This window comes from Streptacidiphilus rugosus AM-16, from assembly GCF_000744655.1.
Lineage (GTDB): Bacteria > Actinomycetota > Actinomycetes > Streptomycetales > Streptomycetaceae > Streptacidiphilus > Streptacidiphilus rugosus.
The window spans coordinates 6,454,023-6,469,525 of record NZ_JQMJ01000004.1 but is presented as its reverse complement, the minus strand read 5'-3'; the positions used below and the strand labels follow the sequence as shown (position 1 = coordinate 6,469,525).

General features: G+C 72.2%; 17 protein-coding genes. 11 read left to right on the top strand and 6 right to left on the bottom strand.

What is annotated here, in order from left to right:
- The first annotated feature begins 17 nt into the window (after positions 1–17).
- Positions 18–962 (top strand): NAD(+) diphosphatase, encoded by a 945-nt coding sequence (gene nudC, locus BS83_RS38230; protein WP_037607896.1) that lies wholly within the window; start codon positions 18–20, stop codon positions 960–962.
- 53 nt (positions 963–1,015) lie between these two features.
- On the opposite strand, the gene BS83_RS42605 is transcribed toward nudC, so the two are convergent.
- The gene (locus BS83_RS42605) at positions 1,016–1,477 is read right to left on the bottom strand and encodes an ATP-binding protein (protein ID WP_051944924.1); all 462 of its coding nucleotides are present in this window, start codon (positions 1,475–1,477) and stop codon (positions 1,016–1,018) included.
- A gap of 134 nt (positions 1,478–1,611) precedes the next feature.
- Between BS83_RS42605 and BS83_RS49055 the strand changes: the two genes are divergently transcribed.
- Positions 1,612–2,178 (top strand): GntR family transcriptional regulator, encoded by a 567-nt coding sequence (locus tag BS83_RS49055; protein WP_157597485.1) that lies wholly within the window; start codon positions 1,612–1,614, stop codon positions 2,176–2,178.
- A 53-nt stretch (positions 2,179–2,231) separates the two neighbouring features.
- On the opposite strand, the gene BS83_RS38215 is transcribed toward BS83_RS49055, so the two are convergent.
- Positions 2,232–2,483, bottom strand: a complete 252-nt coding sequence (locus tag BS83_RS38215; RefSeq protein WP_037607893.1) for a mycoredoxin — start codon at positions 2,481–2,483, stop codon at positions 2,232–2,234.
- 164 nt (positions 2,484–2,647) lie between these two features.
- On the opposite strand from BS83_RS38215, the gene BS83_RS38210 reads away from it, so the two are divergent.
- From BS83_RS38210 to BS83_RS38195, 4 genes are all read left to right on the top strand, one after another.
- Positions 2,648–4,951, top strand: a complete 2,304-nt coding sequence (locus tag BS83_RS38210) for an ATP-dependent DNA helicase UvrD2 (RefSeq protein WP_198035389.1) — start codon at positions 2,648–2,650, stop codon at positions 4,949–4,951.
- A gap of 204 nt (positions 4,952–5,155) precedes the next feature.
- Positions 5,156–5,533: a hypothetical protein gene (locus BS83_RS38205; protein ID WP_037607890.1), complete on the top strand. Its 378-nt coding sequence runs from the start codon at positions 5,156–5,158 to the stop codon at positions 5,531–5,533.
- Positions 5,534–5,684: 151 nt separating this feature from the next.
- Positions 5,685–6,035 carry a WhiB family transcriptional regulator gene (locus BS83_RS38200; protein ID WP_037607888.1) on the top strand — a complete coding sequence of 117 codons (351 nt, stop codon included), beginning with the start codon at positions 5,685–5,687 and terminating at the stop codon, positions 6,033–6,035.
- 35 nt (positions 6,036–6,070) lie between these two features.
- Positions 6,071–6,361 carry a hypothetical protein gene (locus BS83_RS38195; RefSeq protein ID WP_051945804.1) on the top strand — a complete coding sequence of 97 codons (291 nt, stop codon included), beginning with the start codon at positions 6,071–6,073 and terminating at the stop codon, positions 6,359–6,361.
- A 126-nt stretch (positions 6,362–6,487) separates the two neighbouring features.
- Here the strand turns inward: BS83_RS38195 and BS83_RS38190 are convergent, their stop codons facing one another.
- Together BS83_RS38190 and BS83_RS38185 are read right to left on the bottom strand one after the other, a co-directional pair.
- Positions 6,488–7,831 (bottom strand): ABC1 kinase family protein, encoded by a 1,344-nt coding sequence (locus BS83_RS38190; RefSeq protein WP_037607886.1) that lies wholly within the window; start codon positions 7,829–7,831, stop codon positions 6,488–6,490.
- 48 nt (positions 7,832–7,879) lie between these two features.
- Positions 7,880–8,980, bottom strand: coding sequence for a ThiF family adenylyltransferase (locus BS83_RS38185; protein WP_232248628.1), 1,101 nt, complete (start codon positions 8,978–8,980; stop codon positions 7,880–7,882).
- A gap of 197 nt (positions 8,981–9,177) precedes the next feature.
- On the opposite strand from BS83_RS38185, the gene BS83_RS38180 reads away from it, so the two are divergent.
- Positions 9,178–9,762 (top strand): M48 metallopeptidase family protein, encoded by a 585-nt coding sequence (locus BS83_RS38180; protein ID WP_037607884.1) that lies wholly within the window; start codon positions 9,178–9,180, stop codon positions 9,760–9,762.
- Positions 9,763–9,871: 109 nt separating this feature from the next.
- Here the strand turns inward: BS83_RS38180 and BS83_RS38175 are convergent, their stop codons facing one another.
- Both BS83_RS38175 and BS83_RS38170 read right to left on the bottom strand, forming a co-directional pair.
- Complete coding sequence (locus BS83_RS38175; protein ID WP_037607882.1) at positions 9,872–10,441, bottom strand: NUDIX hydrolase; 570 nt, start codon at positions 10,439–10,441, stop codon at positions 9,872–9,874.
- Positions 10,438–11,991 carry a zinc-dependent metalloprotease gene (locus BS83_RS38170; RefSeq protein WP_037607881.1) on the bottom strand — a complete coding sequence of 518 codons (1,554 nt, stop codon included), beginning with the start codon at positions 11,989–11,991 and terminating at the stop codon, positions 10,438–10,440. Before BS83_RS38170 ends, BS83_RS38175 begins: the two co-directional genes overlap by 4 nt.
- A 358-nt stretch (positions 11,992–12,349) precedes the next feature.
- Here BS83_RS38170 and BS83_RS38165 point away from each other — a divergent pair, with 358 nt between their 5' ends.
- The 4 genes from BS83_RS38165 (at position 12,350) to BS83_RS38150 (ending at position 15,456) form a co-directional block, all read left to right on the top strand.
- Complete coding sequence (locus BS83_RS38165) at positions 12,350–13,456, top strand: NAD-dependent epimerase/dehydratase family protein (RefSeq protein WP_037610843.1); 1,107 nt, start codon at positions 12,350–12,352, stop codon at positions 13,454–13,456.
- Between the two features lie 118 nt (positions 13,457–13,574).
- The gene (locus BS83_RS38160) at positions 13,575–14,018 is read left to right on the top strand and encodes a molybdenum cofactor biosynthesis protein MoaE (RefSeq protein WP_408641110.1); all 444 of its coding nucleotides are present in this window, start codon (positions 13,575–13,577) and stop codon (positions 14,016–14,018) included.
- Between the two features lie 100 nt (positions 14,019–14,118).
- Positions 14,119–14,325, top strand: a complete 207-nt coding sequence (locus tag BS83_RS38155) for a hypothetical protein (RefSeq protein WP_037607879.1) — start codon at positions 14,119–14,121, stop codon at positions 14,323–14,325.
- Positions 14,326–14,367: 42 nt separating this feature from the next.
- Positions 14,368–15,456, top strand: a complete 1,089-nt coding sequence (locus BS83_RS38150; protein WP_037607877.1) for a YlbL family protein — start codon at positions 14,368–14,370, stop codon at positions 15,454–15,456.
- The last annotated feature ends 47 nt before the right edge of the window (positions 15,457–15,503 follow it).

The following is a 15,503-nucleotide window of genomic DNA, read 5'->3' as shown; positions in this document are numbered from 1 at the left end:
TCAGGGGGGTAGGAACCGTGACGGTTCACCAGAACTTCGACCGCCCGCTCGCGCTTTCCCGCGTGGGCGTGGACCGGGCCGCGGAGCACCGGCTCGACGAGCCGTGGCTGGCCGCGGCCTGGAGCCACCCCAGCACGCAGGTGTTGGCGATCTCGGAGGGCAAGGCCTTCGTGGTGGACACGGAGACCGGCAGCGAACTGGTGCTGCTGCCCACGTTCGAGGCGCCGGACGAGGGCGAGCGCTACTTCCTGGGCTGCGACGAGGAGGGCACGGCGTACTTCGCCGTCTCCTGCGCCCAGCTGCCCGGGCGGCTGGACGGACCGGCGCGCCCGGCCGGCCTGCGCGAGGTGGGCGGTCTGCTGGGCGACCGTGACGCCGGCCTGCTGGTGCATTCCGTGGCACTGCAGAACTGGCACCAGTCGCACCGGTTCTGCGCGCGCTGCGGGCACGCCACGGTGGTGGCCGCCGCCGGACACGTGCGCCGCTGCACCTCCTGCGCCCAGGAGCACTACCCGCGCACCGACGGCGCGGTGATCATGCTCGTCACCGACGAGCAGGACCGGGCGCTGCTCGGCCGTCAGGCGCTGTGGCCGGAGGGGCGGTACTCCACCCTGGCCGGCTTCGTCGAGCCCGGCGAGTCGCTGGAGCAGGCGGTCGCCCGTGAGGTCGCGGAGGAGGCCGGGGTCAGGGTGGACCTCGACTCGGTCGAGTACGTGGCCTCACAGCCCTGGCCGTTCCCCTCCAGCCTGATGCTCGGCTTCACGGCTCGGGCGGACATGCGCGACGGCGGTGCGGAGATCCAGGTCGACGGCGAGGAGCTCGACGAGGCGCGCTGGTTCACCCGCGAGGAGCTCCGTACCGGCATGGAGAACGGGACGACGCTGCCGCCGGCGGGCATCTCCATCGCCCGCCGACTCGTCGAACTCTGGTACGGCGGACCGCTGCCCGAGGTCAGCTGGTGATCCGGTCGATCCCGTCGGCGTGAAGCGCCTGGGGGTGCGCCCCCCGGCGCGCTTCACGCGCCGACATCACCCGAAGGGTGGACGAGGCCGCCGACCGCCCCGACCCCCTGGAGGCGGTCCGGCGTGGCCGGCTCCAGCCGGAGTACGCAGGTGACCGTCTTGCCGGTGAGCCGGACCACCACGTCCCAGCTCTCGGCGAGCAGCTCCACGATCTGCAGGCCGCGTCCGCCCTGCGCGTCGGGGCCCGCGTCGCGGGCGGCCGGCAGCGTGGTGCCCTCGTCGGTGACGGCGATGCGCAGGCCGGTCTCGGTCAGCGCGAGAGTCAGGTCGACCGGGCCGCTGCCGTAGCGAAGGGCGTTCGTCACCAGCTCGGAGACGACCATCTCGGCGCTGTCGACGAGCTCGGACACGCCCCAGGCGGAGAGCGCTGTGCGCGTGATCCGGCGCGCGTGGCGGACATTCCGCGGATGGGGCGGGAAGGAGGCGATGGCCGCCCAGGCTCTCCGGTCGTTCATTGTGCGTGCCTCCGAGGCAGAATCGTGCCGCATCGTACTGCGCAGAGCGTTGGGATAATCCGGATTGAGCCAGCCCCGACCGATGTTGGACCGTTTCGCCGAGGCAGCGCAAGTGGAATGACTACATTCTCGGGGTGAACATTTCCCGTGTGCCGGGCCGGGCTCGGAAATGTCGGTGGATCGCCGCGGATCTACGGCAGCGGATCATGGACGGGGAGTGGCGGACGGGCGTGCCCTTGCCGGTCGAGGGCGATCTGGAGAACCAATACCGCATTGCTCGTCATACTGTCCGACTTGCTGTTGATAATCTCGAACCTGAAGGCCTGCTGGTACGGGGCCGGGGAAAGGGAACCCGTCCCGAGGGCCATGCGGCCCCCGATCACCACGCCTATCGTGCACCCACGGGACCCGCCGCCGTAACCCCTTCGCTCCGCGTTCCCTTCCTGTGCGGAGGAAGCGGGGGCGACCGGTCGGAAATTGACCGCCGACTTCCGAATGCTGATCGTACGGGCCGCCACCGACATCACCGATCGGCTCCGCATCGCGCCCGGCGCGGCGGTCGTGCTGCGGCGGCCGCCGCGTCACGGAGATCGCGCCTGCCCGGGGCGAGGCGTGCGGGAAGACGCGATGCGTGGACGAACTCTGCGCCCGGATGTCCGATCCCCCGGAGGTCCGCCGGGTCCCGGTCCCGGCGAACGTGACAGGCCCCGGGCTTTCGAGCCCGGGGCCTGTCACGGAACCAGCTGTCCGAGCGTCAGGCGATGGCGGCCTTGACCTGCGCGAGCGACGGGTTGGTCATCACCGTCTCGGCGCCGGTGGAGGAGATCGCCAGCACTGTCGGGACGGTCTGGTTGCCGTTGTTGACCTTCTCGACGAAGGCGGCCGAGTCCGGATCCTGCTCGATGTTGATCTCGGTGTACGCGATGCCCTCGCGGGTCAGCTGGGACTTCAGCCGCTGGCAGTAACCGCACCAGGTGGTGCTGTACATCGTGACTGTGGCGGACATCCGCATCGCTCCTCGTGTCGTGCCCGGTGGTCCCGTGCCCGGTGTCTGGCTGCCAGTACGCCCAACGTAGCGGCGGGGCGACGGCATTCCCCGGTCGTATCAGCACACCGCCCCTGTGGACAACGTGGCCCGGGTTGTCGCTGCGGCTTGAGAGGATGGACGGCATGCAGGTAGAGCTTCCGGGCGCAGTGCCCTTCACGACCGCACCTCGTGACGCCGAAGCCGTGCTCGCCGGGCTCGACCCTGAGCAACGGGCCGTCGCCACGGCGCTGCAGGGCCCTGTCTGCGTCCTCGCGGGCGCCGGCACGGGCAAGACCCGGGCGATCACGCACAGGATCGCCTACGGCGTCCGCAGCGGCGTGATGCAGCCGCAGCGGGTGCTCGCCGTGACCTTCACCGCACGAGCCGCGGGAGAGATGCGCGGCCGGCTGCGGGGGCTGGGCGTCGAGGGGGTGCAGGCGCGCACGTTCCACGCCGCCGCGCTGCGCCAGCTCCAGTTCTTCTGGCCGCGGGTGGTCGGCGGTGAGCTGCCCCGCCTGCTGGAGCGCAAGGTGCAGTTGGTCGCCGAGGCGGCCGGCCGCTGCAGGCTCCGGCTCGAGCGCACCGAGCTGCGCGACCTGACCGGCGAGATCGAGTGGGCCAAGGTCACCCAGACCGTGCCCGAGGACTACCCGGCCGCCGCGATCAAGGCCGGGCGCGAGACGCCGCGCGACCCGGCCGAGATCCGGCAGGTCTACAAGGTCTACGAGGAGCTCAAGCGCGACCGCGGGGTCATCGACTTCGAGGACGTGCTGCTGCTCGCCGTCGGTGTGCTGGACGAGCGGCCCGAGGTCGCCGAACAGGTCAGGGCCCAGTACCAGCACTTCGTCGTCGACGAGTACCAGGACGTCTCCCCGCTCCAGCAACGCCTGCTCGACCTCTGGCTCGGCCCGCGCTCCAGCCTCTGCGTGGTCGGCGACGCCAGCCAGACGATCTACTCCTTCACCGGCGCCACGCCGGAGTACCTGCTCGGCTTCCGTGCCAAGCACCCGGACGCCACGGTGGTGAAGCTGGTCCGCGACTACCGGTCCACGCCGCAGGTCGTCCACCTGGCCAACGGCCTGCTCGCGCAGGCGCGCGGCCAGGCCGCCCAGCACCGCCTGGAGCTCGTCTCGCAGCGCGAGCCGGGCCCCGAGCCGGTGTACACGGAGTACCCGGACGAGCCGGCCGAGGCGGAGGGCACGGCCAAGCGGATCCGCGCGCTGCTCGACGCGGGCGTGCGGGCCAGCGAGATCGCCGTGCTGTTCCGGGTCAACGCGCAGTCCGAGGTCTACGAGCAGGCCCTGGCCGACCAGGGCATCGCCTACCAGCTGCGCGGCGCCGAGCGCTTCTTCGAGCGCCCAGAGGTCCGCGAGGCCGGCATGCTGCTCCGCGGTGCGGCCAGGGCGGGCGGCGGCCCGGTCGACCCGCTGCTGGAGGACGCCCCGGAACGCCTGGCCGAGCAGGTCCGCGCCGTGCTCTCCACGCGCGGCTTCTCTCCACAGCCCCCGGCCGGCTCGGGCGCGGTGCGCGAGCGCTGGGAGTCGCTGGCCGCGTTGGTCCGCCTCGCCGAGGACTTCGAGTCCGCCCAGCAGGCGGCGGGGCAGCCGGCCGGCCTGGCGGCCTACGTCGCCGAGCTCGACGCCCGCGCGGCGGCTCAGCACGCCCCTGCGGTCGAGGGCGTGACCCTCGCCTCCCTCCACTCGGCCAAGGGCCTGGAGTGGGACGCCGTGTTCCTGGTCGGCCTGACCGAGGGCATGATGCCGATCACCTACGCCAAGACCGACGAACAGGTGGAGGAGGAGCGCCGGCTGCTCTACGTCGGGGTGACCCGGGCGCGGGAGCACCTCGGCCTGTCCTGGGCGCTGGCCCGATCGCCCGGTGGCCGCGCCTCCCGGAACCCCTCCCGCTTCCTGGACGGGCTGCGTCCGGGCTCGGCCGCCCGCGGCGGCCGGGGCGCCGGACGCGCCGCGGGCGCCGCGGGTGCAGCCGGGCGCGAGGGCCGTGCCGCGCGCTCGAAGGCGCCGCTGAAGTGCCGGGTCTGCGGGCGCGTGCTCACCGAGGCGGTCGAGCGCAAGCTCCGCCGCTGCGACGACTGCCCGTCCAACCTCGACGAGGCGCTGTTCGAGCGGCTGCGCGACTGGCGCGGCCGGATGGCGAAGGAGCAGGGCCTGCCGGGCTACTGCGTCTTCACCGACGCCACGTTGCTCGCCATCGCGGAACAGCTTCCCGGCTCGCTGGCGGAACTCGGCCAGATCTCCGGAGTGGGTCGCGCGAAGCTGGACAAGTACGGCGAGACCGTGCTGTCGTTGTGCGGGGGAGTCGATTCGCCGTCCGGATCGCTCGAGTCGTTCGGGTCGTCCGCGCAGCTCGGGCAGGGGGACATCTCGGACCTGTCGGACGAGAACGGCGCCTTCGTGAACTCGTCCGAAGACTCGCCGGAAAAATAGTTTGCGCCCGCAGTGCGGACCCTACTAGCGTGCGAGCACGGTCGAGGAAACGAGATCGAGCCCACTCAGGTCCCACCTGTAGCGGGCGTCACTGCTGCACCTGTACAGCCCCCGGGTTGTACTGCCAAGATTGACTGACCTAGTGACCACCAGCGGGCCCGCTGAACAAGCGGACCCCGAGCACGCCGAAGGGAGGCGGACATTGTGAAGACCATGATCACCAAACTGACTGGCCGGACGCTGACCGCCGCCGACTTCGGCATGCCGTGTGTCGAGACCTTCGACGCCCGTGGTCTGTCCTTTGCCGGTGCCGGTGTCGACACCGCTCTGGTGCGCGTCGCCTCCGTCGTTGCCAGCAATGGCCTCGGCGCGTGGGATGCACGTCGCATTGAGCGACCGCTGTCGGCATCCGTAGCGCCCATCGCCGCCCCTGCGGGCGGTTATGGCGACGCGGCGGGTGCCGGAGCCGGCTCCACGGGACACCACGCGTCCCTCCAGCACCAGTCGCAGCAGAAGGTCGCCGAAACGGCGATCACGATGAGGGCCTTCCGCGGCCCACACCCATGGATAGAGCGAACCTGAGCCTGCATCAGGTCGGCGCTTCCAGGGCCGCGGATTCCCGAATCGGGATCCGCGGCCCTTCTGTTTGCCCAGGCAGAACAGCCGCAGGCAGAACAGACAGTCAGACAGAGAACATCCACTCAAACAGGAAGACGACGCGAACGTGTCACCGGTGACCAGCCCACACGCCCCGTCCGCACCCAACGCCGACCACTTCGACGACTCCCACCCCCCGGAGGTATCCCTGATGCAGCTCACCGCGTTCGAGGAGGCCGAGACTCTCGGCGCCCCGATCCCCTGCCGTTCGCTCGACCCCGAGGTCTTCTTCGCCGAGACCCCGGCCGACGTCGAGTACGCCAAGTCCCTCTGCGGGACCTGCCCGGTGAAGGCCGCCTGCCTGACCGGCGCCCTCGAGCGCCGCGAGCCCTGGGGTGTCTGGGGTGGCGAGCTCTTCGTCCAGGGTGTCGTCGTCGCCCGGAAGCGGCCCCGTGGCCGTCCGCGCAAGACCGAGGTCATGGCGTGACCGCCGCAGGCGCACTGCGCAGCTCCATCCGCGAGATCGCCGATCCCGCCATCACACGCATCCGTCCCACCCCGACCACCGACAAGCAGGTCCCTTCGATGAACCGTCCCGCCGAGGCACGTCCCAGCACCTCCCCCCGCCACGAGAACACCCAGAACAGGACCCTCACCATGCAACTCATGCCCGAAGCCCTGGCCCGTGTCCACATGCAAGAGCGTTTGCAGGAGGCCGAGCGCGAACGATTGGTGCGCGCCGTCCAGTTGAGGCGCAGGGCCGAGCGCGCCTCGCTGCGCGCCCGGCGCGCCCTCGCCAGCGTCGTCCTCTGAGAACCGCGCTCCGCCGGCACCGGCACCAGCAGTAACCACAGCAGCTGAATCCATCAGAAACCGATCGGGCCCGTCTCTTCTCGAAGAGGCGGGCCCGAGGGCTTTTCGCTGCGCGTTCGTCGCGCGTTACGCGACGACCTCCTCGTCCGCGAAGCCGGGCAGCCAGGCGAGCAGCTCGTCGCGGAAGGAGGCGGTGGCGTCGAGCTGGCACAGCACCCCGATGGTGCTGAGGGTGACCCTGTGGATCAGCAGGTACGACGGCGGCAGGTTGAGCTGGCGCCCCAGCGCGTAGGCGGGCGAGCGCGGATCGCCCACTCTGGCGGCCTGGGCCCGCATCCAGGCGCGGGTGAAGCGGAACTCCGGCACCGCGGCGGGCTCGATGATCGGCAGCACGTAGTCCAGCACCGCGTCGGGGTCGAGATCGATGCTCGGCTTGACGAAGCCCTCCTGCCGCAGCATTTCGAGCACCCCGGCCGCGTCCCCGGCCAACGCCATGCGCAGGGCGTTGCCGATCGGCGTGGGCAGGCCCTCGGGCAGGCGGTCCACCGTGCCGAAGTCGAGCACGCCCAGCTGCCAGCCCTCCGCGGGGCCCTCGTCCACCAGCAGCCGGAAGTTGCCCGGGTGCGGGTCGGCGTGGAGCAGGCCGGTGCGGGCGGGAGCGGCGAAAAGGAACCGGGCCAGCAGCTGACCGGCGCGGTCCCGCTGCTCGGTGCTGCCCGAGGCGATCACCTCGGAGAGCGGGATGCCGTCCATCCACTCGGTCACCAGCACCTGCTCGGCCTGGTGGACCACGGCCGGGACGCGGATCTCCGGGTCCTCGGCGAACTCCGCGGCGTGGACCGTCTGGGACTGGGCCTCCAGCGCGTAGTCCAACTCCTCGGTGACCCGGTTCCGCAGCTCGGCGATGAGCGGCTTGACGTCCAGGCCGGGAATCAGCGGACCGATCAGCCGGGCGACCCGGCCGAGCTGGTTCAGGTCCGAGAGCAGAGCGTCACCCGCGCCCGGGTACTGCACCTTGACGGCGACCTCCCGGCCGTCGTGCCAGACGGCGCGGTGCACCTGACCGATGGACGCCGCGGCAGCCGGCTTGTCCTCGAAGGTGGTGAACAGCCCGCGCCAGTCGGGGCCGAGCCGTTCGGTCAGCACGCTGTGGACCGAGGCGGCCGGCATCGGCGGCGCGGCCTCCTGAAGCTTCGTCAGCGCCGCTCGGTAGGGGCCGGCCACCTCCTCGGGCAGCGCGGCCTCGAAGACCGAGAGCGCCTGGCCGAACTTCATGGCCCCGCCCTTGAGTTCACCGAGCACCTTGAACAGCTGGTCCGCGGTCCGCTGCTGGAGCTCGGCGGCGACGACGTCGGCGGGCCGACCGCCGATCCGCTTGCCCAGGCCCAGGGTGGCGCGTCCGGCTATCCCCAGCGGGAGGGCAGCGAGTTTGGCCGTGCGGGTCACTGCCTTCCGTGGAAGATCGCTCACGGATGCCTCCCTGCTCGTCTGGCGCGGTTGGTCCATCTGCCGGTCGGCCTATTCTGCCTCCGCCTGCCAGCAACAGCCGCAGTCGGGGTGCGGATCGAGGCGGCGTCGACGCATCGATCCGTCGACCATGGAGATGTCGACCCACCCGCCAAGGCTAGGCGGTGCTCCGCCGTCCAGGAAGATCAGCGCGTGCAGCGCGGCCGTGGCCGCCACCGTGGCCGCGAGCGTCGAGTCGCAGGCGCCCGGGGCGGGCCGCCCGCTGCAGTGCTGGGCCAGCAGCAGCGGCCAGCGCGGATCGGCGTCCGCCCGGTGACAGGAGAGGCAGCGTCCGCACGGGCTGCTACCCGGCAGAACCAGCGGGCCGACCGAGCCCGTGGTCTCCACCACGCCCGCGTACAGGTGGGGGAGCGCCGCCTGCTGGAGGGCGAGGCCGAGCTCGGGATCGGGCAGACCCCGTGGGGCCACCACGACCAGATCGGGGGCACGCTGTGCGCCGGCCGTGTCGTCCGGGAGCCCCGGGGCCGCCCTGCGGACGGCCGCCCGGGCCGCGTCGGTGCGCAGCCGCCCCGCGTCGTCGGGCCGGACTCCGGCGGGGGAGGCGTCCTCCGGCTGGACCCGCCCCGCGTCCCTGACCCTGACCCGGCCGACCCCGGCGGAGGCGAGCAGGGCGGCCACGGCGGCGCCCACGCGGCCCGCGCCGCGCACCTCCACCCGGGCTCCTCTGCGGGCCAGCAGGGCGGCGGGAGCGGCCCCCGGGCCCGGTCGGGCGAGCGAGAGCGCGGCCAGATCGGGTGCCAGCCGGGCGCGTTCGGCCGCCGGCAGGGCCAGCAGCGGGCGGTGGGCGTTGCTGTCGTCGAGGGCGTCGCAGGCCTGCAGCCCCTGCAGCAGCTCCTGCACCCGGTCGGGGCGCAGACCGAGACGCGCCGCCTCGGCGGGGAGCTCGGCGAGCTCCCGCGAGCCGTCGAGCAGGTCGAGGAACTCGGCCTCGGCCGGCGCGGCCGTGAGCAGGCCACCGTGACCCGGCCCGACGCCGAACTGGAGGGTCTCCCGATCGCGCCAGGCACGGCGAAGGGCAGGCTTCAGACAGGGGCGCATCATCCGCTCCGTTCGTGAGGACGAGCCGCTGAGCACGGACTGTGGCGTCAGCATGCACCGGATCGGGAAAAGGTGCGGAAAGTTATCCACAGGGCTGTGGATACAGTCTGAAGATCACTTGAAATCGTCGGTTATTGGTCCGCTTTTGCCGCGAGTTGGCCGTATTCCCGCTGTGGGAATCACCACCCGAAGGGAGATTTTCGGCCAGCAGGTCGGGACTTTTGTCAGCCCCGGCAGGTAGCGTCTCCGACGTGGCTGCGGGAGCGGAACAACGACCTGCTGTGCCGCGCAGGTCTGTTCTGGCGGCAGCCCAGAGCGGGTCCGCGGCGCAGGACGTCGAGGTGCGCCGGAGCACCCGGCGCAGCCGTACCGTCTCCGCCTACCGCGAGGGCGGACGCACCGTCGTCCTCATCCCGGCCCGCATGTCGGCGGCCGAGGAGAAGCGCTGGGTCGCGCAGATGCTCGACAAGCTCGACGCCAGGGAGAGCCGGGCGATCCCCGGGGACGACGAGCTGGCCGAAAGGGCCCGCGAGCTGTCGCGGAAGTACCTCGACGGCCGGGCCCGGCCACGCAGCGTCCGCTGGGTCACCAACCAGAACACGCGCTGGGGCTCCTGCACCCCCGCGGAGGGGACGATCCGTCTCTCCCACCGCCTGCAGGGCATGCCGGAGTACGTGGTGGACTACGTGCTGCTGCACGAGCTCGCCCACCTCCTCGAACCGGACCACGGGCGCCGGTTCTGGGCCCTGCTGGACGCCTACCCCCGCACCGAGCGGGCACGTGGGTATCTGGAGGGCGTCGTCGCCGCCAGGATCCCGGTGCAACGCGAGGGCTGAGGGTCCGGTCGGCCCCGACCGGCCCGGCGCCGGTCGAGGCCCAGGCCGGCCAGGGGTCGCTGCGACGCGCCAGTACTGACGCCCCGGCGCGGCACGTCAGTACCGAGCGTCAGTGCAGGGCGTGCTGGGCGCGGGCGGCCAGCTCCCTGACCGAGGCGTCGGTCAGCTCCGGCAGCGCTTCGAACGGGAACCAGCGCAGGTCGAGGGACTCCTCGCTGATCCGGGCGAGCGCGTCGGTGGGAGCCGTCACCACGTACTGGACGTCCAGGTGCGTGTTCTCCGGCTGGTCCCGGCCGGCGCAGCGCACGGCATGCCGGTCGAGCTTCACCGGCCCTTCGCCCACCAGTGTCAGGCCCTCCACGATGCCCGACTCCTCGCGTGCCTCGCGCAACGCGGCCTCGGCGAGCGTCGTGTCCTCGGGTTCGCAGTGCCCGCCCAGCTGCAGCCAGCGTCCGACCTTGGGGTGGAGCGTCAGCAGCACACGGCCGCGCTCGACGTCCACCACCAGCGCGCTCGCGGTGATGTGGGCCGGGCGGCAGCTGCGCCAGACACCGTCGGCGCGGGCGTCGAGGTGGTCGAGGTAGTCGTGCCGCAGCAGGTCCTGCGAGGCGTCGGGCGCGTCCCACTCCCGCAGGACGCGCACGGCATCGGCGTGCAGGGTCGACGGGGAGTCGTTCACTTGTCCCCGTCCGACTTCTCGTCGCCGGCGCCGTCGGAGTCACCGGGCTTCTCGGCGTCGCCGGTCCCGGCCTCGGGCTTGTCAGGCGCGGGCTGCTCCGGACCCGGCTTGCCCGCGGGGCCGCGCCCCGCGGCCTCGTTGAGCAGCTCGTCCAGCTTGGTGAAGTCGATGCCGCCCTCGGGGAGATCCTCCGTGCCGGCCCCGTGGACGAAGCCGTCCGGGTCGTCCAGGTCCGCTGCCGTGGGCAGCATGTCCGGGTGCGCCCAGAGCGCGTCGCGGCCGTCCGTGCCCCGGGCGTCCGCGAGCGAGGCCCACAGCCGTGAGGCGTCGCGCAGCCTGCGGGGGCGCAGTTCGAGACCGACCAGGGTCGCGAAGGTCTGCTCGGCCGGTCCCCCGCTCGCCCGACGGCGGCGCAGGGTCTCGCGCAGCGCCGCGGCATGCGGCAGGTGCGGCGCGGCGGCAGCGTGGACCACCGCGTCCACCCAGCCCTCGACGAGGGCCAGCGCCGTCTCCAGACGGGCCAGCGCGGCCTTCTGCTCGGGGGTGTCCTCGGGCTGGAAGAGACCGCCGCTCATCGCGTCCTGCAGCGACTCGGGGTTCATCGGGTCGATCTGGCCGACCAGATCCTCCAGTCGGGAGGTGTCGACCTTGATCCCGCGGGCGTACGCCTCCACCGTGCCGAACAGGTGCTGGCGCAGCCACGGCACGTGGACGAAGAGCCGCTGGTGGGCCGCCTCGCGCAGGGCCAGGTAGAGCCGGACCTCGTCGGCGGGCACGGAGAGCCCCTCGCCGAAGACCTCGATGTTCTGCGGCAGCAGGGCCGCCTTCCCGGCCGGGCCGAGCGGAAGGCCGACATCGCTGGAGCCCAGCACCTCGGCCGCGAGCGCGCCCAGCGCCTGACCGATCTGGGTGCCGAACATGGCGCCGCCCATGCTGCGCATCACGCCGAGCAGCGGGCCGGCCATGGCCTGCATCTCCTCGGGCACGACGCCGCCCATCGCCGCGCCGACGCGCTCGGCGACCGGGTCGACCAGCTGCTGCCAGGCGGGGAGGGTGGCCTCGATCCACTCCGCGCGGCTCCAGGCCACCGCGTTGCCGGCGCCGGTGGGAAGGGCCGTCGCGGAGTCGAGCCAGAGCTCGGCCAGCCGCATCGCCTCGGAGACGGCGGACTTCTCCGACTCGCCCACCGAGCGGTCCTTGGAGGCGTCCTCGCCGGTGCCCGCCACCACGGCCTGGCGGGCGATGTTCTTGGCGAGATCCCAGTTGACCGGTCCGCCGTCGAAGGAGAGCATCTGGCCGAGCTGCTGGAAAGCCGCGCCGATGTCGTTCGGGTTCATCCCGCCGAAGAGGCCCGCGAGCGGATTGTCTCCACCGGGGCCGCCCGCACCCGGGATGCCGGGCATGCCGGGGAAGCCGGGAAGACCGAAACCGAAGGGGTTGCCGCCCTTGTTTCCAGAGTCGCCAGAGCCGCCGGAGCTGCCCTGCTTCCCCTCGTCGCCCTCCTCGGGCTCCTCGGGGGGAAGGCCGAAGCCGAAGGGGTTGTTGCTCACGAGTCGCCTCGATCTGGTAGGCCGCGCCGGAACACAGCTGGTGCCGGGTGCACCGCGGTGCCCTGGCCTCGGGCAGGATGGACCGGTACGTGACACTTACGTACGCATCAAAACTAACCGCGGAGGATAGCCGGTGAGTTCCCCACCTTCGGACGTTCGCTCTGGGCTGACCGGCGACCGCAACGGTCCGAGCGGTGCGGACGCGGCCGGGCTCCCCGCCGGGACCGTCGCCGCGCGGCCCGTCGAACCACCGGCCGAGATCCCAGCTCAGGGGCCGTCCCCGGCGTCGGAGGAGGCCCCGGGGCCGACCGCGGACGGGCCCGGATCCGACGCCGCGAGTGGGTCCGACGACCTCGCCGTGCCGGAGTCGGGCCCGCACGCCGAGCCGGAGCATCCCGCCTACGACGGGCCGCCTCTGGTCGTCGCGGTCACCGGCGCGGCCTCGGGGATGGGCGAGCGGCTGGTCCGTCGCCTGGTGGAGTCCAAGGGCGTACGCCGGGTGCTGGCCATCGACGAGCGCCGCGGGGAGACCAAGGGCGTCCAGTGGCGGGTGCTCGACGTGCGGGACCCGGCCGTCGCCGAACGGCTGGCAGGTGTCGACGTGGTGGTCCACCTCGCACTCGACCTGGGCATGGAGTCCGACCCGAAGGCCCGCTCGGCGTACAACGTGCGCGGGACGCAGACGGTCATCACCGCAGCCGCCGCGGCGGGCGTCCATCGCGTGGTGCTGTGCACCTCGGCCATGGTCTACGGCGCGCTGGCCGACAACGAGGTCCCTCTCGCGGAGGACGCCACGCTGCGCGCCACCGAGGAGGCCACCCTCGTGGGTGACCTGCTGGAGATGGAGCGGTTGGCCAGGAGGGCCCCGCACGTCCACCCGGGGCTCTCGGTCACGGTGCTCCGTCCGGCCGTCGTGGTCGGCCCCGGCGTCGACACCGTGCTGACCCGGCACTTCGAGGCGCCGCGGCTGCTGGTGGTCGCGGGCTCGCGGCCGTGCTGGCAGTTCTGCCACGTCGACGACCTGACCACGGCGCTCGAGTACGCGGTGCTGGGACTGGTCGAGGGCGAGGTGACCGTCGGTTGCGACGGCTGGCTGGAGCAGGAGGAGGTCGAGCAGATCACCGGCATCCGCCGGATGGAGCTGCCGGCCTCTCTCGCCCTGGGCACGGCCGCCCGGCTGCACCGGCTCGGCCTGACGCCGGCGCCCGCCGGTGACCTGGCCTACACCATGTACCCGTGGGTGGTCTCCGGCAGTCGGCTGCACGAGGCCGGCTGGAGGCCGCGTTACGACAACGACGAGGTCCTGGCCGAGCTGCTGGCCCAGGTGTCGGGGAACCACGCGGTGGCGGGCCGCAGGCTGAGCGGCAAGGACGCCGCGACCAGCCTGGGCGCGGCCGGCGCGACGGTCGCCCTGGTCGGCACGGCCGCCCTGGTGCGCCGCGCCCGCAAGCGCCGCCGGGTCTGACGCAGGGCCGCGGCCTGTGGAGAGGTAGGGCCGAGTCCAGGGGAGCTGCCCCTTCGAGTGGAAGGCGAGTGTCACGATGCGGAATCGGGGTCTTGAACCGCGCGGCCGATCCGCCATGATGGACGGCATGAGCACCCTCCAGGACCCCATCCGCCTGCTCGCGCTGTGCGACACCGCCCTCTCGCTCGACGAGGTCTACGCGGCGGTGGAGCACGACGCCGCCGGGGGGACCGACATCTTCGTCGGCACCGTCAGGGACCACGACGGGGGCAAGGGCGTCACCGCGCTGGAGTACAGCGCGCACCCGACCGCGGAGGCGGAGCTGCGACGCGTCGCGGAGGAGGTCTGCAAGGAGTTCCCGGTGCTGGCCCTTGCGGCCGTGCACCGCGTCGGACTGCTGGCGATCAACGACGTGGCCGTCATCGTGGCGGTCTCCACCGCCCACCGGGGCGAGTCCTTCGAGGCGTGCCGGCGTCTGATCGACACCCTCAAGCACGAGGTCCCGATCTGGAAGCACCAGCGTTTCGCGGACGGCACCGACGAGTGGGTCGCCGCCTGCTGACCGGGAGCGCGCACGCACCCGGATCGGGGTGCATCGCATGCGTGACCGGCAGGCCCCTGTGATCGTTGTGCGTATCAACGGCTAGTCTGCTGATACCACGATGAGCTGGGAGAACGACATGAGTGTGCTCGCCTGGTGGATCATCCCGCTGCTGGGCGGCGTGTTGGCCGCGATCTGGGTGACCTGGTCCTCCCGGACGAGGGCCACGGGGGACCGTGACTCGCTCCAGGACTACGAGCGCTTCCGTGCCGCCATGGAGCGGCAGCCCGACCGGCCCGAGGGCCGCCCGGAGCCCGGCGAAGCGTAGTCCGGCGGGCGTGTCGGCGATCGCGTCCCGTACTGTCGTGCCATGCCACGCCGCTCCGCGACGATGCTCGCCTCCACGCTGCTGCTGATAGCGCTCTTCTGCGTCACTCTTCTGGTCCCGGCGCCCTACGCCGAGATGAGTCCCGGGCCGACGTACAACACGCTCGGCGACCAGAACGGCAAGCCGGTCATCGTCATCAGCGGTCACCCGACCTTTCCGACGACCGGCAACCTCAACATGACCACGGTCGAGGTGAGCAGCGCCGACTACCGTCCGAACCTGATCTCCGCGCTGGCGGGCTGGATCGACGACAAGATGGCGATCGTCCCGCACGGCACCCTCTACCCGGACAACCAGACCGCCGAGCAGGCGCAGCAGCAGAACGCCGAGGAGTTCTCCGCCTCCCAGGACAGCGCGAAGACGGCGGCGCTGACGCAGCTCGGCTTCCCCGTCGCGTCGGAGGTCGTGGTCGCCGCGGTCGTCGAGGGCAGCCCCTCGGTCGGCAAGCTCCACGCGGGCGACGTGATCGTCGCCGTCGACGGCACCCCGGTCACCGACCCCAAGCAGGTCTCGGTCCTGGTCACCAAGCACCAGCCGGGCGAGGACGTCGTCTTCACGGTCATCCCGAAGGGGAAGACCACCGAGATCACGCCGACCTCCGCGCAGCGCGCCGCGACCGAGCAGAAGGTCGTGATCAAGACGGCGAAGAACCCGGACACGCAGAAGGCGATGGTGGGCATCCAGCCGGACGTGGAGCACACCTTCCCGTTCGACGTGGAGATCAACCTGGGCGACGTCGGCGGCCCGAGCGCCGGCCTGATGTTCGCGCTCGGAATCGTCGACAAGCTCGGCGGCACCAACCTGACCGGCGGCAGGTTCATCGCCGGCACCGGGACGATCGACGCGGACGGCAGCGTGGGGCCGATCGGCGGCATCTCGATGAAGCTGATCGCCGCGCGTGCGGCAGGGGCCCAGTACTTCTTCACCCCCGCCGACAACTGCGCCGAGGCCTCCGCGGTAACCCCGAAGGGGCTGACCCTGATCAAGGAGACCAGCCTCAAGGGCGCGCTGGACGCCCTCGCCCAGATCCGCTCCGGCAACACCGCGGCGCTGCCGTCCTGCTCGAAGTAGCGGCCAGGGAGCCGTCGGCGGCGGTCACGCACCGGGCCTGGCCCGGG